Genomic DNA, 19,142 nt, shown 5'->3' on the forward strand with positions numbered 1-19,142 from the left:
GGTCCCCTGACAGCGAAGCTTACCAAACCCGAGGAGTGGAGGCCTATGCCCCAGGTTGCCCGGCAACAAGCGGAGTTTGAACAGGACAGCGGCGCGCCAGTGCCTCACCCCGACAGCAAACAGCTCAGCTCAGCGTTTCAATTGTTTAACGAAATGTCGCAGCAATTGGCGGCGTCCTATCATCTGCTTGAAGACCGCGTTGCCGAATTGACCCAGGAACTCAACACCGTTGCCGAGCAGCGACTCGATGAACTGGCGGAAAAGGAACGCCTCGCCCACCGCTTGGAAAGCCTGCTCAACGTGCTGCCCGGCGGGGTGATCGTGATCGATGCCAAAGGCTACATCACCGAAGCCAACCCCGCCGCTTACGAAATGCTGGGTGAACCCCTGGAGGGCTTGCTGTGGCGCGATGTCATCAGTCGGTGTTTTGCCCCGCGCAGTGATGACGGGCACGAGGTCTCCACCCGCGCGGGCCGCCGCATCAGCATCGCCACCCGTTCGCTGCACCGGGACGGACAGATCATTTTACTGACCGACCAAACCGAAACCCGCCAGCTCCAGGCCGAGCTGAGCCGGCATGAACGCCTGTCGGCGCTGGGCAAAATGGTATCGGCGCTGGCACACCAGATTCGCACTCCGTTGTCGGCGGCCATGTTGTATGCCGGACACCTGAGCGGCGGCCAGATCGCCAGCCGCCAGCGGCGGGTGTTTGCCAAAAAGCTGGTGCAGCGGCTCAACCATATGGAGCGTCAGGTGCAGGACATGTTGTTGTTTGTCAAAGGGGAGCTGCCTTTGAACGATGTGCTGACCCTGGCCGCGTTACAGCGCGGTTTGGCTGAAGCCATGGAAGTACCCATGGCCGCCTCCCGGTCGGTGTGCCGGTGGCGTGTCGACGGCGCCGACCGATCGATCCGCTGTCACCGCGAAGCCCTGATCGGCGCCTTGCTCAATCTGGTCAACAATGCGATCCAGGCCGTGGGCAGTGACGCGCGATTGACGATACAGTTCGCCCTGCAAGGCGAGCGGGTTGTTATCTGCGTGACAGATCGCGGCCCCGGTATCGATCCGCAGTTGTTGAAAACCGCGCAGGACCTGTTTGTGACCACCAAGGCCCAGGGCACAGGGTTGGGGCTTGCCATCGTGCAAACTGTCGCCCGCGCCCACGGCGGCAGTTTCGAACTGCGCTCACAGTTGCAGCGGGGCACCCGTGCCATGCTGACATTACCCCTGGCGGAGTGATGTATTTGACGTTTGCCGATAGGAGACTTTATTCATGGCCGTTGCCGCCCTCAAGATACAGGAAGCCCCCCTTAGCAAAGTGCTGGTGGTCGAAGACGATTTAAATTTGCGCGAAGCGCTCTGCGACACTTTACAGTTGGCCGGTTACCAGGTCGTCGATGCCGGCAGCGGTGAGGAGGCCCTCAAGCAGTTGGCGTCGCATCCGGATATCGCGATGGTTGTCTCCGATGTGAATATGGGGGCTATCAGTGGGCACGACCTGTTGCGCGAAGCCAAGGTGAAATACCCGCATCTGCCGGTGTTGCTGATAACTGCCTACGCCAGTATCAGCCAGTCGGTAAAGGCGATGCGCGAGGGCGCCGTGGATTACCTGGTCAAGCCGTTTGAGCCCCTGGTACTGGTCGATGCGGTCAAGCGCTACGCCGGCGATGGCCGCGGTCTGGCCGAGGACGAACCGGTCGCCAGGGCGGCGTCCAGTCGCCAACTGCTGCAGTTGGCGGACCGCGTTGCGCAAGCCGATTCAACGGTGTTGATTATCGGTGAGTCCGGTACCGGTAAAGAGGTCTTGGCCCGTTACGTGCACAACCGTTCGGCCCGCAGCCACAAACCGTTTGTCGCCGTCAACTGCGCTGCGATACCGGAAAATATGCTGGAGGCGATGTTGTTTGGCCATGAGAAGGGCGCCTATACCGGCGCTTACAGCAGTGCGCCCGGAAAGTTCGAGCAGGCCAACGGCGGTACGCTGCTGCTGGATGAAATTTCAGAAATGGATATCGGTTTACAGGCCAAACTGCTGCGTGTGTTGCAGGAGCGCGAGGTGGAGCGCCTGGGCGGGCGCAAGACGATTCAACTGGATGTCCGGGTCATCGCCACCTCCAACCGGGAAATGCGTCACGCCGTAGCGGCGGGCAGTTTCCGGGAAGACCTTTACTACCGGTTGAGTGTACTGCCGTTGCAGTGGGCACCGCTGCGGGATCGGGTTGACGATATTTTACCGCTGGCCCAACGCCTGCTGGTGCGCCATGCACACAAGCAGCACCGCAGTGGCGTAACGCTCGGACCCGATGCCGTGCAGGCGTTGTTGGCGCACCCCTGGCCCGGCAATGTGCGCGAACTGGACAATGTGATACAGCGGTCGCTGATCCTGCAGGCCGGCGTCCAAATCGGCGCCGGCGATCTCGGTCTCGAGGGACAGATCAGCTACAGTGACAAGCCGAGCTTGCTGGACTTGCAACCGCGGGTTGCGGCACCGGCTGCCGTCGAGGGGCACGGGATGGCCGATCCCGGCGACTGCCCGGATGACGGCAGCGGCCTCGGTGGCGATCTCAAGCAGCGCGAATACGAGATCATTGTCGACGCCCTGAGGCAGGAGCGCGGCAGTAAGAAAAACACCGCCAAACGGCTCGGTATCAGCCCGCGCACGCTGCGCTACAAGATCGCCCGCCTGCGCGACCTGGGGCTGTCTGTATAAAGGGCTGCCCGCTGTCATTATTTTGTCATCACTACACCGGATTATAGGGCTTGACCGGGCCCGGGGATCGGGTATATTTCCCCTTCAGGCCCGAATGAGACGGGTTCAGAAGGCCTAATTTATACACTCAGTGACATGTCAATGACTGGTCTAACGCTTTGATTATCGATCGCTAAGGAGTCTCGGTATGAATAACACCGACACGCTGGAGCCGATGGTTGACCTCGACGACCTCGCAGAAGCCGAAATCATTTTATCACCGACTGTTAAACCCCTGGATTCCCGCCGCCGTTTGGAGGATAAACTGGAGGAATATCGATTGCGAAAAGAAACCCGGGAATTCGATTTCGATTTAGAGTCAGAGTAAAAGTTAAAAAGTAATTTATACTCTGACTCTAAATCGTGACCTCCAAATCGCCCGAGGTGGTGCGGTATTGTCCAGGTCTGATCCTCCGGTAGCACGGTGCGGGGACAGGTTTTACCTGTCCCCTTAGAATGGTGCCACTTGCTCTGTTAGTGGCACCACGAGCCGTCGCTGCGATCTCCTTTATTCCCTTTCCAGCATCGCTGCAGACGGGTAGCGGTGCCAGTTAAGAGTTGCGTGGTCCTCCCCGCACCGTGCCGCTCCCCAGCCGGCAAGCCATTGCCCTGCGGCAACTATTGGCCCATTTTATGCAGCCCTCATCACCACGCGACACAATGTCGCCGTTTGCCAATTTATTGTCACTGGCGCTGTCGTTCGCCGACAGATTTTTCACCACTGCGGGCAACAGCCTGCCTGTGCGCAAGAGAGCTTGAGGTTCGTTATGACAGACCGGGTAGATATCAATCGATTGCTGGTGGAGATGCGCAGTTTAAAATCGCAAACCCAGGCGTTTGCCCCGGCGGCGCACCTCGCGCCCAAGGATGTTGCTGACAGCGGCGTGCGGCCCGGTGTCGCCGTGCAGCAGCCGCGCGAGACGCAGAGTTTCGGCGCCCTGCTGGAGCAGGCCATCGATAAAGTCAACGATGTGCAGAAAGCGTCCGGGGCACTGTCGAAGGCCTACACCCAGGGCGACCCGACGGTGGATATCACCGAAGTCATGATCGCCTCGCAAAAAGCCGGCGTGTCTTTTCAAGCGATGGTGCAGGTGCGCAACAAACTGCTCGAGGCATATCGGGATGTGATGAACATGCCGGTGTAAACGCAACCCATAACTGATAAGGCGTAACGAATAACATGGCTACGGCAGAGACCGATGCGGGTGCCTTTCCCGCCAGCACCGGTGGCGAAGGTGTGAAGGAAAATCCCGCCACCGATCTCTTTACAGGTTTCAGCAGTCTGAATCTGTTGCGCCAGCTTTTGATGATGGTTGGCCTGGCGGTCAGTATCGCCGTTGGCGTCTGGTCGGCGCTGCTGGTGACCGGGGAGGATTATCGACCCCTCTACGGGAGTCTCGACCGCCTGGATTCCGGTGAGGTGGTCAGCGTCCTGGAGCAGGCCGGTATCAAGTTTAAGGTCGATGCCAACACCGGTGCATTGCTGGTGGCCACCGGCGATATTCACAGCGCCCGCTTAAAGCTTGCCGAAGTGGGCATTCCCGGCGACCGCTCCCAGGGCTTTGAGCTGTTGGATCGGGAGCAGCCTTTGGGTACCAGCCAGTTTATGGAGACGGCGCGTTTTCGCCGCGGTCTTGAAGGCGAACTGGCCCGCACCATTACCAGCATTCACAGCGTGCGCAGTGCCCGCGTGCACCTGGCCATACCCAAGCGCTCGGTGTTTGTGCGCGACGCCCGCGAACCCTCCGCCAGCGTTTTTCTCGAACTCTACCCGGGTCGCGGTGTCAAGCCGGCGCAGGTCAGGGCGGTGGCGAACCTCGTCGCCTCCAGTATTCCGGAGCTGAAACTCGACAACGTCACCGTCGTCGATCAAAAGGGCAATCTGCTGTCCACCGGCGATGAGAGTCAAGAGTTATTAATGGCGGCCAGACAGCGCGAGTACACACGCAAACTCGAGGACGATATCATTCTGCGTATCAACAGTATCTTGGCGCCGGTGGTGGGCGACGGCCGTTACCGGGCGGAGGTCAGCGCCGATGTGGATTTCACGGCGGTCGAGCAGGCCGAGGAAATTTTCAACCCCGACCTGCCCGCCGTGCGCAGCGAACAGACCCTCGACGAACAACGACTTGGCGCTGGACAGGCGGCCGGCATTCCGGGAGCGCTGACCAACCAGCCGGGCGGCAATGGCCAGGCGCCGGAGCAAATCGATCCCGCCAACGGCCAGCCGGCCCAGAATCCAGCCGGCAATACCCGCCGGCAGTCGACGCGCAATTTTGAGCTCGATCGCACGGTCAGTTACACCAAACACCAGATGGGTAAGGTGCGCCGGCTGACGGTGGCTGTTGTGGTGGACGATAAACTCGATGTGGGTGCCGAGGGCGAAGCCGTGCGCACTGCCTGGACCGACGACGAGTTGGAGCGCTTGGCTATACTGGTAAGAGATGCGGTAGGTTTTTCCGCGATCCGCGGCGACAGTGTCAATGTTTTGAACTCGCCGTTTGTCGGCCGCGACGACGAGGTCGCGTTCGAAGAACTGCCGCTGTGGCAACAGGAGTGGGTGCTGCGCTCGATCAAACCGATCGGTGGCGTACTGATCGTGCTGATACTATTTCTGGGCCTGTTCCGCCCGGTATTAAAAAGCCTGGCCGCGTCGGGTGTCAAGACGCGGGCAGAGGAGGAGGCCCGCGAACTGGCGGCACTGGAGGCATCCGGGGCCGGTGTCGATGGCCTGGATTCTCTCTCCGATGACACCGTGACACTGACCGGCGGCGATGCCCTGGCGCTGCCGGGCCCCGAAGAGAGCTACGAACAGCATTTAAATGCGGTCAAAGGTTTGATTGCCGATGATCCGGGGCGTGTCGCGCAGGTGATAAAACGGTGGATAAACACTGATGAGTGAGGCAGCAGCCGAGGACAAGCCCAAGCCCAAGCTGAACCTGACCCTGGTCGACCAGGCGGCGATCCTGCTGATGTCGCTCGGCGAAGGCGATGCCGCTGAAGTTCTCAAGCACATGGGGCCGAAGGAGGTCCAGCGTATCGGCACCGCCATGTCGCAGCTCAACAACGTCGAGCAGCAACAAGTGCAGGTGGTGCTGTCAAACTTCCTCGATGAAGTGCGCACCTTGACCGGCCTGGGTATGGGATCGGACAACTATATCCGCAACATGCTGGTAACGGCGCTGGGGTCGGACAAGGCCAACGGTCTGATCGACCGTATTCTGCTCGGGGGCAACACCACCGGCCTCGATACCCTGAAATGGATGGAAGCCCGCTCGGTGGCCGATGTCATTCGCAATGAACACCCGCAGATACAGGCCATCGTCATCGCCTATCTCGATTCCGATCAAGCCGCCGAGATCATGAGCTATTTCCCCGAGAAAGTGCGCCTCGATATTATGATGCGGGTGGCCTCACTCGATACGGTGCAGCCCAGTGCGCTGCAGGAGCTCAATGATATTTTAGAGAAGCAGTTCGCCGGTAACGCCGCCTCGCAAACGAAGTCTATGGGCGGCTATAAAGTGGCTGCGGAAATCATGAACAACCTGGACAGCTCAATGGAAGCGGAACTGATGGATGCCATCAAGGAAGTGGACGAGGACGTGGGCACCCAGATTCAGGATTTAATGTTTGTTTTCGACAATCTCAAAGAAGTGGAAGACCGCGGCATTCAGGCCCTGTTGCGCGAGGTCTCCTCCGAGGTGCTGATTGTGGCACTCAAGGGCGCCGACGAGGAGCTGCAGGAAAAAGTCTTCAAAAACATGTCCAAGCGCGCTGCCGAATTGTTGCGTGACGACCTCGAAGCCAAGGGCCCGGTACGGGTTTCGGAAGTGGAAGGTGCGCAGAAAGAAATTCTCACCATTGCCCGGCGCATGGCCGACTCCGGCGAAATCATGCTGGGTGGCGGTGGCGAGCAAATGCTGTAAATGACCGCAGCCGACCCCCACGCCAATCGTATTCCCGCCGAGGCGCTGGAAGATGTCCGCCCCTGGCGCTTGCCGGACATCGATGGCAGCGGCAATATTCTCGCCAGCGCCGAGAAGGAAGACCGCGAACGCCGGGCCCGGGCCGGGGAGGTGGTGGAAGACGCGACCGGCGAGCCGTTGCCGCCGATCACCGCCGAGCGGCTCCAGGAGATTACCGCAGCGGCCGAGTCCGACGGTCGCGAGCAAGGCTATAAAGACGGTTTGGCACAGGGGCTCGAGCAGGGGCGCAAGCAAGGACTCGAACAGACGCGGGCCGAAGTGCTGGCCAGCCAGCAGCGGTTGCAGGCCGTGTGCGAGGCTCTGTTCGACCCCTTGCAGAGCCAGGATGATGCCCTGGAACACCTGTTGACCTCGATGGTATGTCAATTGACCGAGGCCGTTGTCAGGCGCGAACTGCAGACTGACTCCAGCCATATTCTCGCTACCGTAAAGCAGGCCCTGGCCGCACTGCCGGTGGGCGCCCGCAATATTGCCGTGCATTTGAACCCCGACGATCTGGCTCTGGTAGAGGCGTTTGCCGAGCAGCAGCAGTGCGATTGGCGCTTTGTCGGTGACACTGAATTGTTGCCGGGCGGGTGCCGGCTGGAAACCGGCGACAGCCTGGTGGACGACACCGTGGAAACCAGAATGGCATTATTGCTGGCACAGTTTCTCGACCAACAGCTCAGTGCCGATAGCGGCTCAGTGCCGTCGGCTGCGGCTGGCGACAAAGGCGCAGAACCGTTATGAGCCAACCTCGCCATACCCTGCTGGAGCGCCTGCGGCGCTATCAACCCGATCATATCGCCGCGGTCGAGTCCGAAGCGCAGGGGCGGCTGACTCGGTTGGTAGGCATGACCCTGGAGGCGGTTGGTCTCAATGTATCCGTCGGCCATCAGTGCGAGGTGATCAGCACCGACCAACGCCGCATCGAGGCCGAGGTGGTGGGTTTTGCCGGCGAGAAGGTTTTTCTGATGCCGATTCAGCGCATTGACGGCGTGTCGCCGGGGGCCCGGGTGATGCCGGTGGCCCGGCAGCGGGGTATGCGAATCGGCGCCGGACTGCTCGGGCGGGTCATCGATGGTCTTGGGGAACCGCTGGACGGGCGCGGTCCGATTACCGGCGAGAACTTTCTGGAGTTTGCCCCCGAGCGCATCAACCCGTTGCACCGCCATCCCATCAGCGAGCCGCTGGATGTCGGCATCCGTGCAATTAACACCTTGTTGACGGTCGGCCGCGGTCAACGCCTGGGGCTGTTTGCAGGCAGCGGTGTGGGCAAGAGTGTGCTGATGGGCATGATGACCCGTTTTACCACCGCCGATATCGTGATTGTGGGGCTGGTCGGCGAGCGCGGACGCGAGGTGAAAGAATTTATCGATCACATTCTCGGGCCGCAGGGGCTGAGTCGGTCCGTGGTGGTGGCCGCCCCCGCCGATGACGCGCCGCTGATGCGCCTGCGTGCCTCCCAACTGGCGACCCGCATTGCCGAACACTTTCGCGACGCGGGTAAAAACGTGTTGCTGTTGATGGATTCCCTGACCCGCTACGCCCAGGCGCAACGGGAAGTCTCGCTGGCAATCGGCGAACCACCGGCCACCAAGGGTTACCCGCCGTCGGTGTTCGCGAAAATTCCCCAGTTGGTGGAGCGGGCCGGCAATGCCGCCGCGGGAGAGGGCTCGATCACCGCGTTTTACACAGTGTTGACCGAGGGGGACGATTTGCAGGACCCTATCGCCGATGCGGCGCGGGCCATTCTCGATGGACATGTGGTGTTGTCGCGGCGGCTGGCGGAGGAGGGAATCTACCCGGCCGTCGATATTGAGGCGTCCATCAGCCGGGCCATGCCCAACGTCGTCGCCGAGTCGCACCTCGGCCATGCCCAGCGCTTCAAGCAGCTGCTGGCCCGTTATGAACAGAACCGGGACTTGATCAATATCGGTGCCTACACCCCTGGTGCCGATCCGGACACCGACGCCGCGCTCGAGCGGATCAGCCATTTGAAGGCGTTTATCCGCCAGGGCCTCGATCACCCGGTGTCCTTTGCCGATGGCTTGCGCCAACTCGAAACCGTCATCATGCCGGGGCCGGCGACACAGGTCCGGCCACCGCCGGGTTCCGAGGAGGCATAAACCGTGGCGCGGTCCTGGCAGCGTTTGCAAATCGTGTTGACACTCGCCGAGCGGGAGGAGCGCACTGCCGGGTCCGATCTCGAGCAGGCGCGCCGCCAATTATGCACAGAAGAGCAACAGCTCGAGCAGCTACACCGGTACCGGCGCGACTACACCGCGCGTATCGACGACCGTCGCCAGGGCCTGCGGGCGGAGGCGTTAATTGCCGATCGGGATTTCCTCCACCGACTTTGCCATATCGAGAGCGCGCAGCTCAGCACCGTGCAGCGCCGGCGCCGCCATGTCGAGGGGCTGCAACAGATCTGGCAACAGAAACACCACTATACAAAAGCTGTGGCGCAGTGGCTCGAGCGGCTGCGCCGCGCCGAGACGCGCGAGCTGGACCAGCGCGAACAGCGTCTCCTGGATGATCTCGTGACGCGCACATTGGGGCGGGAAACATAACAGGCGAGCCCGGATAGTGCCGAGGTATCCGACCAGCCGGTACGCGCTAAATCTAACGTTTGGCGCTTGCAATGTGGATTGAGTAACTAGCGGGTAATAGCCGACAGGCGCTCGGATATACGCTGGAAGTAGCTGCCCACTTCGCCGCTGGCGGCATACAGGGCGGTGATCTCATCCATGCTGTTGTTGACCAGACCGATAAAAAACTCCTCCTGCTCCTCGGTCAGGGCCAGGTCGGAAAACCCGCTGTTCATCTGGGTCAGGAGTTGATCGATGATGTCTGCCGTTTTGGCGTCTCGGGTACTGAATACCCGCTCGACTTTTTTCAGCGCGCCGTCGATATCATCGAGCGCCTCGCGCACTTTGCTCAATATTTGCTGCTCTTTTTCTATCTCAAAATCGAATACCTGGGTTCTCACCTCCACTCCGTTCAGTAGTGAGGCGACGTGGTCGTTCAGACGGCCGACCTTGTCGCTGTCGTCCAGTGGCATATTCTTTACCAACAACGAAACCTTATCGAAATTGAATGTGGTTCGGTGCCCGAATGCCAGAATGCGCTTTTTCCCGATCAATTCGCACATCAGTTCCTCTTCGATGGATTTGCAAGCCTGCCCACCGGTGGCGAGGCTGACTATCTCCCGACTGCCGCGAATCTGGGTGCAGCAGTCAAGTCCGTAAACCTCACAGGCCGACAGCAGGGCGCAGGCCAGCGAATGCAGGTCGCAGCACTGGAAACTCTCCTCGTAAAATTGTACGACGGTGCCCAGCTCACCACTGTTGGACATGGCGGTGCGGGCGAGGCTGAAGGTGTTGGACAGTTCCTCCTGCCAGGATTTTCGCTGGCGGATGGCCTTGTCGATAATGATGTTGAGTTCGTCGAAGTCACAGGGCTTGGCGATGTAGTGATCGCCGCCGGCATCGTAACCTTTGAGTTTGTCGTCGACGTCTGTCTTTGCCGATAGGAAAACGATCGGTACATGATTAAGGGCGTGGTTTTCGCGCAGTTTACGGCAGGTCTCGTAGCCGTCGATACCGGGCATCGATACATCCAGTAATACCAGGTCGGGCCGCACCGATTCGCACATCGAGATACAGGTCTCACCCGACTCAGCGCAGATGACTTCAAAGGACTTTTCCAGTTCCGCCTGCAACATGATCCGGGTGCTGCGGTCGTCCTCGACAACGAGTACCGAATAACCTCGATCTTCACCGTCATTCATCGCGATTCAGGGCTCCCGTTTATACCTACCGGTCGGTGCTTGCGGCTGTCTTTATTGGCTACGGACAGTGTAGCTGCTAACCCTGGTTTTCGCCCGCCGGGGCCGAGGCTGGTCATGAGACTTATCAGTATCATGCCGGCGCCGCCAGCCGGCGGGGGTGAACGGTCGAAGGACAGCGCCGGCGGAGGAAAATACTTGGGGCGGGTTTTGAATAGTGGCGGGTGGCGGACTAGTATCAAAGGAGGGCTGAGGTTTTTTTGGCCATAAGTGGGGCTCTGTTCGTGTACTGTGAATTGATAGCCGCCGTGGTTATAAGGCACCAATGTATTAGAGGTTGTTTATGACGGTTGGGGAAACAGGGAAGCTTTACCCGGGTTTTACCGCCGCATCACCGGAACGGGCACACCTCCAAGTTAAAGCCGGCAGCTTGCGCCAATTTCGACCGGCGCGATCCGATGCGGAAAACCGTGCGGCGCTGGTCGTTAGCGATGATGCTGAGTGTGCCGCAGCCATAGTTGAGGTTCTGGAAACCCTCGGTGTCGACGTCCTGACCGGCACGTCGATCGCCGATGCCGGCGAACGAATGCGCAGGGGCGGTGTGGCGCTGGCGGTATTGGATCTGGAGCGGGCCGGCGGTGAAGGTTTGGCGGCGGCGCTGCCGGTACTCGATGCCTGCACCGGCGGTCACAGCCCGGTAATCGTTATCACTGCCGATACCGCCGGCGTCAATCATCTGATCGACGCCGGGGACTCAGGGCTGGTGGATTGCTTGTTCAAGCCGTTGGACCCAACGCTGCTGGCGGCGAAGGTCAAGGTGTTTTTGGCGCTGGAAGCCCGTAATCGCGAATTGGAAGCCGCTTATTCCCTCGCCTATAAACACCATGTGCAACAACAGTTATTGCTGGGCGCCGTCGATGAAGGTGTGCTTGGTATCGACCCGGCGGGCGTGATCAGCTATGCCAACGCCGGGGCTGTGCAATTGCTGGGTGCCTTCGAGGTGCCGTTGGTCGGCCGTCATATCAGTGACTTTTTCGGTTTGGAAGACGACGTGGAGCATGCCGTAGCCGAACTGTGTTGTCCGGCGGGCGGCCTCAGCCGCGACCTCGCGGCAGACTTTTGGTGCATGGACGGTGAGAAAATCCCCGTGACCTATACCTGTGCCGGCGTTGGGGCCATCGATGGCATTGCGGTCGGTGCCGTGGTGGTATTCAGGGATCGGCGCTACCGGCCGGCGGCCGAGGAGCCGCTGCTGCGCTCGGCTAACTACGACAAGTTGACAGGCCTGGCCAATCGCAGGATGTTCCATGATTTCTTTGTCACCACCGTCGAAGGTGCCAGCACGGGCGGTGCCGCCCTGGCTCTTCTGTTGATCGACTTGGATAACTTCAAAGATGTCAATGGCACGCTAGGCCCGCGTGCCGGTGACGCTTTGCTGCTGGAAATTGCGCGGCGTATCGATGATCTGGTCGGGCCGGAGGATCTGCTGGCGCGCATCAACGGCGATGAGTTCGCGCTGGTGTTGCCCTGCGTGGATGCGGTTGGCGACATCGCCTTACTGGCGGGGCGAATCGCCGTCGCCCTGGCCGCGGCGATCACTATTGACGGGCAGGAAATCCATACGACCTGCAGCATCGGGATCGCCACCTTGAACAATACCTTTGATGACACCGGGGCGATATTTGATAGCGCTGCAGAAGGTGATATCAACCTCGGGACCGAGGGCTTTGATACCCGAAACGCCGCTGAAGGCTCTGATACCCGAAACGTCGCTGAAGGCTCTGATACACGAAACGTCGCTGAAGGCTCTGATACACGAAACGTCGCTGAAGGCTCTGATACACGAAACGTCGCTGAAGGCTCTGATGCACGAAACGTCGCTGAGGGCTCTGATACACGAAACGTCGCTGAGGGCTCTGATACACGAAACGTCGCTGAGGGCTCTGATACACGAAACGTCGCTGAAGGCTCTGATACACGAAACGTCGCTGAAGGCTCTGATGCACGAAACGTCGCTGAGGGCTCTGATACACGAAACGTCGCTGAAGGCTCTGATACACGAAACGTCGCTGAAGGCTCTGATACACGAAACGTCGCTGAAGGCTCTGATATACCAAACATCGTTAAGGGCTCTGCCGCTCAAAGTGAAGCTAAAGGCCCTGGTACTGCAAACAACGCTGAAGGCACCGACACGCAAAACGACACGGGCGCCGGGGACGCTCGAAAAAGTGCTGAAGTTGCCACGGATGAGTTACTGAAAGCCGCCGGACTGGCGTTGAAGAAGGCAAAGTCCGACGGTGGTAATTGCCACTGTTTTTACACGGCAAAGCTGCAGAAAAGCAAATTGCGAAAGCTGCAGATAGAACACCGGATTCGGGAGTTTTTGAGCGCCGGTAGATTCCAATTGCATTTTCAACCGCTGGTCGATTGCCGCAGTAGTGGTGTGATAGGTGCAGAGGCCCTTATCCGCTGGCCGCAAGATGACGATTTGAAAATCGGTCCTGATGTTTTCATTCCAGTGGCGGAGGGCAGCGGGCAAATCAGAGGCGTGGGCGAGTGGGTGTTGACGACGGCGGTGCGGGCGCTCCAGGGCTGGCTGCAGCGCGGTTTGATCGGCGACTCTTTCAAGCTGGCTGTCAATATTTCCACTCTGCAATTAATCGATGAGTCGTTTCACTACGCTGTGAGGGACCTACTGGATGAATACCAAGTGCCGTCCAGATATCTGGAGTTCGAGTTGACCGAGTCGGCGGTCATGTATGAGCCGAGCCGTGTTATTCAAAACCTGAATAAACTGCACGCCCTCGGTATCACAATTGCCATCGATGATTTCGGTACCGGCTACTCATCGTTGAGTTATTTGACCAGAATGCCGATTGATATCCTCAAAATAGACAAATGCTTTGTCGACGGCATCGGTCTGATCACCGAAAACGAGGCGGTGGTGCGAGCCGTAGTGGCTATGGGGCACAATCTCGAACTGTTGCTGGTTGCGGAGGGTGTTGAGAAAGACGCCCAGCGACGCTTTCTGGCCGACAACGGTTGTGACTACCTGCAGGGCTATCTGTTTTCCCGGCCATTGCCGGAAGACGAGTTCGTGGCCTTCCTGGCGCAGCGCACGGAAGCCGACAGTCGGCACGTCGACCGGTAAGAGTGACTACAACCAACAAACTGGAAGTTCAATTAGAAGTTCAATCGCCATGAGCAGTATAGCGCGCAACGATGCCAAAAAACCTGTGGATGCAGCGACCGGCGAGTTGCGATATTCCGTCTATCTCCCCGGTGTACTATTGGCTCTGTTGGGCGTAGTGGTTTGCAGTTACTTGCTGTCGCGCTACCACACAAGCAGGGAGGTCGACGGCGGCGCGGCGGTGGTGATGGCGCAGATGCAGGCGTTGCCGGACAGCGGCGGCAGTTTCGAAGGCGCCGAAAGTCTGCGTGCCATTACGGCGGCGGAAAGTGTCGTCGGACTGGTGCTCTGTGCCGGTGGTCGTGCCTACGCCTACCTGGATGATCTGGTTATTGAGGCCGACTCGTTTTGCGCCAGGCGCTTGGCCGTGGAGTTCAACGGTTCGCTGATTTCACTGCGGGGGTTGATCGAAAACCGGTTTTGGGCGAACTACTATGTGGCCGATGCGATCAGTTCGGGCTCCAACTTTTGGATTCTCTACAAAGTACCTCCCAACCTTGTGCTGATGAACGCCGGTGCGGGATTGTTGATCTTCTTTGCCGTATGGGGATTCGCTCTGAAGGCGATGGCGCTGAGGGACCGCAGATACACCGAGCACCTGGAGCGTGAACTGGAGATGCGGGTCAACGACAGATCCCGGCGGCTGCTCGACATCAATTACCAACTGCGTATGGAAGTTGAAAAAGCCGTCGCCCTGCGCAAGGACGCAGAGTCAAAAAACCAGGCCAAGCAAGACTATCTTTCCAATATGAGCCACGAGATAAGAACGCCGTTAAATGGTATGTTGGGTACCGTTGAGGTGTTGATGAAGTCCACGTTCGATAAAAAACAACAGCGCCTGCTGAATAGAATTAACCGAGCCGGTGGAGCCTTGCACGAGTTGATCAGCGGTATCCTGGATATGGGCAAGATCGAAGCCGGTAGGCTTGAACTGGAGCAAAAAACTTTTTGCCTGACTGAACTGGTCTCCGACAGTATCGAATTATATCTGGAGACGGCGGAAAAGAAAGGCATCGGGCTGTCGCTGGATATAGCCGACCACTTCCCGTCCTACCTGGTGGGCGATCCCCAGCGCTTGTATCAGGTATTAAATAATCTGCTGAGCAACGCCATTAAGTTTTCTGAGCACGGGGCTGTGCAGGTGAAATTGAGTGGCGCGCTCATAGCCGCAGGGCAGTTCGATTTCCGTCTGGCTGTGAAGGATACCGGTATCGGTATCGATAGAGAACGTCAGGCTGATTTGTTCGACCGCTTTACCCAGGCGGACGCCAGTGTCAGCAGGGAATACGGTGGCAGCGGTCTGGGGCTTGCGATTTGCAAAACACTGGTAGACCTAATGGGCGGTACTATCAGCCTGACCAGTGAGCAGGGCCGGGGCAGCGAATTTACCGTCGCCCTGGCACTACCGGTAGCGAGTAGCGCGGCGGTGGCGGTCAGCATCCGCCCCGGTGCCCAGCGCGAGGGTATCAATGGGATCAACGTTATCGAGACTGATAGCGATGACGGCGCCACTGCTATCGACGGTCCGGTGAGCGGCGCCCATGTTCTGGTTGTCGAAGATACCGAAGTCAACCGGCAGATGGTATTTGAAATGCTGGATATTATGGGTGTTCCTTACCAGGGGGTTGCCAACGGCGAGGAGGCCCTGGCCGCTTATGAGAAACACGCTTATACCTGCATTCTGATGGATTGCCACATGCCGCGTATGAATGGCTATGAGGCCACCCGACGCATACGGGCGCTTGAAGGGGCAAAGGGTGGCCACACTCCCATTGTTGCGTTGACCGCGAATGCCATAGCGGGCGAGCGGGAGAAGTGCCTGGCCGCCGGTATGGACGACTTTCTGGCCAAGCCCTTCACTTTCGACAAACTGCAATACATCGTCAGCCGCTGGGCCAGTGCCGCTGAGCTTACTGAGGAGAGCCCCGGGGCGGGCGGCGACGGGAATACTGCTGAGCATGAAAATACGGTGCGCACCAAGCCTGCATCAGAGGCCCCGGCGGCAGGCGGGGATGCGGTGTCTGTAGACGATCATATCGACGTGCTGGTCATAGAGAGCATATTTGATTTGCAACAAAAGGCCGGGTCCGACCTGTTACACCGGATGATCAGTAACTACTTCTCCAGTGCGCCGGGCCTGTTGCAGGAGCTGCGGGCCAGGGCCCATGGTGGCCAGTGGGACGAACTGCGGCTGCTCGCCCACAAGTTGAAATCGGCGAGTGTCAATGTCGGTTTGATACAAGTGGGGGAAAAAGCGCACGATCTCGAGCATGCCGAAAATCTCGAGGCCATCGGTGTCGCACCACTACTGGAGGAGGTCGAGCGGGAAATCCATCTCTGCGACAGACTGATGCGGGAGCGGGTGATACCGACACTGCGCTAGCGAGGGCTGTTTGCGTATCGGGAGTGTTGACCAAAATTACCCTGGCAGTCAAGCGCTCTGTGAAAAACATGCCGGACTTTAACCCTCTCACCGTCGCGGCAAGCCGGGACAGAAATTCCGGTGGGCCGGCCGGTGTCTGCTACACTTGAGTACAGAAAGTGCCTGCGGGTAACTATTCCGACACGACGGGTCGGACTCGATTTCTCAACAACATGCTTCGACATTTTACGATAGGCAGCACATGACCAATGCCGAGGGGAAGTACGTGCTCGTTGCCGACGATGATCGCAACAGCCTGGACCTGATTTCAACGCTTTTGGAATATGCCGGCTACCGATGCGTTCTCGCCAACAATGGCAAAGAGGCGGTAGAGCTGTTTGAGGCTCACAAAGGTGTGGTATTTCTCGTGTTGCTCGATGCGATGATGCCGGAAATGGACGGCTTTGAGGCATCGGCGCAGATCAGGAGGATGGCTGGGGATGCCCATATTCCTATTCTCTTTATCACCTCCCTCAGTAAAAAGGACCAGGTGGTCCGGTGCCTGTCTGTGGGCGACGATATCATTACCAAGCCTTTTCAACACGAGATACTCAGTGCCAAGGTCAGAGTGCACAGCCGCATAGCGGATCTGTGCCGTGAGGTGCAGGAGCAAAACAGGCAGCTTTCCTACTATCAAAAGCAAATCGAGATGGAGCATGATGTCACCGAGCATTTTTTCAATAATTTCCTCTCCATAGGTGTTGCCCAGAACCAGAATATCCGTTCGTACAGTTCACCTCTGTCGCGCTTCAACGGCGATGTGCTGTTGGTAACGCCCTCTGCCAACGGCTGCCTTTACTTCTTTCTCGGCGATGTGACCGGCCACGGTCTGCCGGCGGCGGTAAGCTCGGTGCCGGCGTCCTGCGCCTTTCAGGTCATGGCGAAAAAAGGACTGTCCGTCAGCCAGATCGCCGAGGAGATGAACAGATTTAGCCGCAAAGTACTGCCGCCGAATATGATGATGGCCGGCACTATCGGCAGGCTTGAGGGCAATGGCCGGCGGCTGCAGCTCTGGGCCGGCGGCATGCCCGACATTTTGCATGTCGATGAGAGAGGCAGTCTGCTGTCTTGTATTCAGGCGTGGCATTTGCCGCTGGGGGTGGAGGAGGACGATCAGTTCCGGTGCGATGTAAAAACCCTGGAGCTACCTCTGAACAGCCGCCTTATCATGTATACCGACGGCATTATCGAGTCCCGCAACAGGCGTGGTGAACAGTTTGGCGAAGACCGTTTATTGACGGCTTGCCAGGGGGCGAACAGCTCGCCGTTCGACAGTATTTTGGCGGCTGTCAGTGCCTTCAGGGAGGACTTGGACCAAAGTGACGATATTACGTTATTGGAACTGGTGCTCAGTCCGTTCGCCGAGACCGAGGACGACGAACCCGCGCCCGAGCCGGCCCACAGGCGCACGGAGGTACCCTGGACTCTGACCGCTACGCTCGGAGTCAGGGAGCTTAAAAGTGATGATCCCCTGGAGTTTTTATCGGCTCTGGCGCTTGTCGATCGCCGCCTGGACGGTCTTTCCGGTGTCTGTGACACGGCAATACGAGTCTGTTTCGAGTACTGCCTGGACCGGACCCTGCTCGGTCTGCCGGCGCCGCGCTCAGTTCAACAAGCCGGTAGTATGACTTACCTGAACGAGCGCAGGCGCAGGATCGCGCAACTGCAACAGGCACAAATCGCCATTACTCTGGCGGTGAGCTCAGGGGACGGAAAGGCGGCCCTGGTTGTTGAAATAGAAAATCGCACCGCACCGCACTGTCAAACTGACCCGGCCCAGGTATCGGTCCCCGGGGCAGATACCCGTGAAGCCGCAACCGATCCGCTCGAACCGGTGAGGCGGGTTGTCAACGCTCTTGACGTCGAACAAGGGGGACGACGCCTGCGGGCGAAAATTGAAACGGATTACACCGATGTGGTGGCGTCCGAGCCGGAGCTGCTGGCAGGGATTCCGCTATCGGTATCATCATAACGGGATGTAGCAGACAGAGAGTTCTCAAAAAGTAATAAAAATAATCGTCTTATTTCATTGCGTTCGCGTCCGCGTTCTTAAACCCCCTGTGTGCGACAGTGTAATGGCCGCTGCCAAAGATAGTGCTCCGCGGGCTGTTGAAAAAAACGACAGTGTGCTATTGAAAAAGTTGTTTCGGCCGATAAATTCCTAGCAGGGGTAAGTTTAGCGTCTAGACTTAGAAAAGTTTGGGTTGAAATGCCAATTCGATATCAGTAGTAAGGCTGCTATCAATATTGAACCTGTTGTAAACCTTGAAGCCTTGAGCGCGCTACCAGTTTTGCAACGACTATCGGCGCCGAAGTAATCAGGAGACGTAAGTGGAAGACCAGCCAGCCAAGACAACACTGCCGGAAAATCTGACGATTACCAATGTGGAAGCCGTATACGGGCAGCTTGAAGAACTCTGTCAAGCCAATCGGGACATTGTGTTGGACGGTGCCAACGTGAGCCGCGTCGACACTGCCGGATTGCAGGTGATCTGTGCACTGGCCGCAGAATTGAAAAAAAGTAGCCTCACCTTATCCTGGTCTAATCCTAGCGCTGAGCTGAAAGAAACGGCGTTGATTTTAGGCATGAGTGAACTACTGTTACTGAAATGAGCAGCATTAGACCGTTAATGTTCTAGGGAGGCCTGTAATGGCAAAAATATTGGCTGTGGATGATTCCGCATCAATGCGACAAATGGTGTCCTTTACACTTAAAGGTGCGGGACACGATGTGGTGGAGGCCTCCGACGGTGTGGAGGCGCTCAAGGTTGCCAAGTCCGGCGCCGTCGATCTGGTTATATCCGACGTTAATATGCCGAACATGGACGGCATTACACTGATATCCCAGCTACGGCAGTTACCCAGCTATAAGTTTACCCCGATGCTGATGTTGACCACCGAATCCTCCGGCGATAAAAAGTCGCAGGGTAAGGCTGCGGGCGCGACGGGCTGGATTGTCAAACCGTTTAATCCCGATCAGTTGCTGGCGACGATTAACAAGGTGTTGTAGCGTCCCATGCCCGCAT

Annotated in this window: 15 protein-coding genes; 14 read left to right on the forward strand and 1 reads right to left on the reverse strand. The window is 58.4% G+C overall.

Annotation, left to right across the window (positions count from 1 at the left end):
• Nucleotides 1-45: 45 nt before the first annotated feature.
• The 9 genes from FKG94_RS05720 to fliJ all read left to right on the forward strand — a co-directional run bounded on the left by FKG94_RS05720 (nt 46) and on the right by fliJ (nt 9,287).
• Nucleotides 46-1,239, forward strand: coding sequence for a sensor histidine kinase (locus FKG94_RS05720; protein WP_142903239.1), 1,194 nt, complete (start codon nt 46-48; stop codon nt 1,237-1,239).
• Between the two features lie 34 nt (nt 1,240-1,273).
• Nucleotides 1,274-2,710: a sigma-54-dependent transcriptional regulator gene (locus tag FKG94_RS05725; protein ID WP_142903240.1), complete on the forward strand. Its 1,437-nt coding sequence runs from the start codon at nt 1,274-1,276 to the stop codon at nt 2,708-2,710.
• A 187-nt stretch (nt 2,711-2,897) separates the two neighbouring features.
• Nucleotides 2,898-3,077, forward strand: a complete 180-nt coding sequence (locus FKG94_RS05730) for a PA3496 family putative envelope integrity protein (RefSeq protein WP_142903241.1) — start codon at nt 2,898-2,900, stop codon at nt 3,075-3,077.
• Nucleotides 3,078-3,516: 439 nt separating this feature from the next.
• Nucleotides 3,517-3,894, forward strand: coding sequence for a flagellar hook-basal body complex protein FliE (gene fliE / locus FKG94_RS05735; protein ID WP_142903242.1), 378 nt, complete (start codon nt 3,517-3,519; stop codon nt 3,892-3,894).
• A gap of 35 nt (nt 3,895-3,929) precedes the next feature.
• Nucleotides 3,930-5,651, forward strand: a complete 1,722-nt coding sequence (gene fliF / locus FKG94_RS05740; RefSeq protein ID WP_142903243.1) for a flagellar basal-body MS-ring/collar protein FliF — start codon at nt 3,930-3,932, stop codon at nt 5,649-5,651.
• Nucleotides 5,644-6,675, forward strand: coding sequence for a flagellar motor switch protein FliG (gene fliG, locus FKG94_RS05745; protein ID WP_142903244.1), 1,032 nt, complete (start codon nt 5,644-5,646; stop codon nt 6,673-6,675). Before fliF ends, fliG begins: the two co-directional genes overlap by 8 nt.
• Nucleotides 6,676-7,464: a flagellar assembly protein FliH gene (locus FKG94_RS05750; RefSeq protein WP_142903245.1), complete on the forward strand. Its 789-nt coding sequence runs from the start codon at nt 6,676-6,678 to the stop codon at nt 7,462-7,464.
• Nucleotides 7,461-8,843: a flagellar protein export ATPase FliI gene (gene fliI / locus FKG94_RS05755; protein WP_142903246.1), complete on the forward strand. Its 1,383-nt coding sequence runs from the start codon at nt 7,461-7,463 to the stop codon at nt 8,841-8,843. Before FKG94_RS05750 ends, fliI begins: the two co-directional genes overlap by 4 nt.
• Nucleotides 8,844-8,846: 3 nt before the next feature.
• Complete coding sequence (gene fliJ, locus FKG94_RS05760) at nt 8,847-9,287, forward strand: flagellar export protein FliJ (RefSeq protein WP_142903247.1); 441 nt, start codon at nt 8,847-8,849, stop codon at nt 9,285-9,287.
• Between the two features lie 86 nt (nt 9,288-9,373).
• Here fliJ and FKG94_RS05765 read toward each other — a convergent pair whose 3' ends face one another.
• Entirely contained in the window at nt 9,374-10,507 is a 1,134-nt protein-coding gene (locus FKG94_RS05765; protein ID WP_142903248.1) for a response regulator, read from the reverse strand.
• 340 nt (nt 10,508-10,847) lie between these two features.
• Between FKG94_RS05765 and FKG94_RS05770 the strand changes: the two genes are divergently transcribed.
• The 5 genes from FKG94_RS05770 (at nt 10,848) to FKG94_RS05790 (ending at nt 19,126) form a co-directional block, all read left to right on the forward strand.
• Nucleotides 10,848-13,655, forward strand: coding sequence for an EAL domain-containing protein (locus FKG94_RS05770; protein ID WP_142903249.1), 2,808 nt, complete (start codon nt 10,848-10,850; stop codon nt 13,653-13,655).
• Nucleotides 13,656-13,704: 49 nt separating this feature from the next.
• Nucleotides 13,705-16,077, forward strand: a complete 2,373-nt coding sequence (locus tag FKG94_RS05775; RefSeq protein ID WP_142903250.1) for an ATP-binding protein — start codon at nt 13,705-13,707, stop codon at nt 16,075-16,077.
• Nucleotides 16,078-16,318: 241 nt separating this feature from the next.
• Nucleotides 16,319-18,088: a fused response regulator/phosphatase gene (locus FKG94_RS05780; protein WP_142903251.1), complete on the forward strand. Its 1,770-nt coding sequence runs from the start codon at nt 16,319-16,321 to the stop codon at nt 18,086-18,088.
• A gap of 359 nt (nt 18,089-18,447) precedes the next feature.
• Nucleotides 18,448-18,729: an STAS domain-containing protein gene (locus FKG94_RS05785; protein ID WP_142903252.1), complete on the forward strand. Its 282-nt coding sequence runs from the start codon at nt 18,448-18,450 to the stop codon at nt 18,727-18,729.
• A gap of 37 nt (nt 18,730-18,766) precedes the next feature.
• Nucleotides 18,767-19,126, forward strand: coding sequence for a response regulator (locus tag FKG94_RS05790; RefSeq protein WP_142903253.1), 360 nt, complete (start codon nt 18,767-18,769; stop codon nt 19,124-19,126).
• Nucleotides 19,127-19,142 lie beyond the last annotated feature (16 nt).

The organism is Exilibacterium tricleocarpae, from assembly GCF_007004655.1.
In the GTDB taxonomy this organism is placed as follows: Bacteria; Pseudomonadota; Gammaproteobacteria; order Pseudomonadales; family Cellvibrionaceae; genus Exilibacterium; species Exilibacterium tricleocarpae.

Bases quoted from the DNA above. Each gene is read 5' to 3' on its own strand.
- FKG94_RS05765 (WP_142903248.1), bottom strand. From the start codon at position 10,507: ATGAATGACGGTGAAGATCGAGGTTATTCGGTACTCGTTGTCGAGGAC.
- FKG94_RS05730 (WP_142903241.1), top strand. From the start codon at position 2,898: ATGAATAACACCGACACGCTGGAGCCGATGGTTGACCTCGACGACCTC.
- FKG94_RS05725 (WP_142903240.1), top strand. From the start codon at position 1,274: ATGGCCGTTGCCGCCCTCAAGATACAGGAAGCCCCCCTTAGCAAAGTG.
- FKG94_RS05775 (WP_142903250.1), top strand. From the start codon at position 13,705: ATGAGCAGTATAGCGCGCAACGATGCCAAAAAACCTGTGGATGCAGCG.
- fliF (WP_142903243.1), top strand. From the start codon at position 3,930: ATGGCTACGGCAGAGACCGATGCGGGTGCCTTTCCCGCCAGCACCGGT.
- fliI (WP_142903246.1), top strand. From the start codon at position 7,461: ATGAGCCAACCTCGCCATACCCTGCTGGAGCGCCTGCGGCGCTATCAA.
- FKG94_RS05780 (WP_142903251.1), top strand. From the start codon at position 16,319: ATGACCAATGCCGAGGGGAAGTACGTGCTCGTTGCCGACGATGATCGC.
- fliE (WP_142903242.1), top strand. From the start codon at position 3,517: ATGACAGACCGGGTAGATATCAATCGATTGCTGGTGGAGATGCGCAGT.
- FKG94_RS05790 (WP_142903253.1), top strand. From the start codon at position 18,767: ATGGCAAAAATATTGGCTGTGGATGATTCCGCATCAATGCGACAAATG.
- fliG (WP_142903244.1), top strand. From the start codon at position 5,644: ATGAGTGAGGCAGCAGCCGAGGACAAGCCCAAGCCCAAGCTGAACCTG.
- FKG94_RS05750 (WP_142903245.1), top strand. From the start codon at position 6,676: ATGACCGCAGCCGACCCCCACGCCAATCGTATTCCCGCCGAGGCGCTG.
- FKG94_RS05770 (WP_142903249.1), top strand. From the start codon at position 10,848: ATGACGGTTGGGGAAACAGGGAAGCTTTACCCGGGTTTTACCGCCGCA.
- FKG94_RS05720 (WP_142903239.1), top strand. From the start codon at position 46: ATGCCCCAGGTTGCCCGGCAACAAGCGGAGTTTGAACAGGACAGCGGC.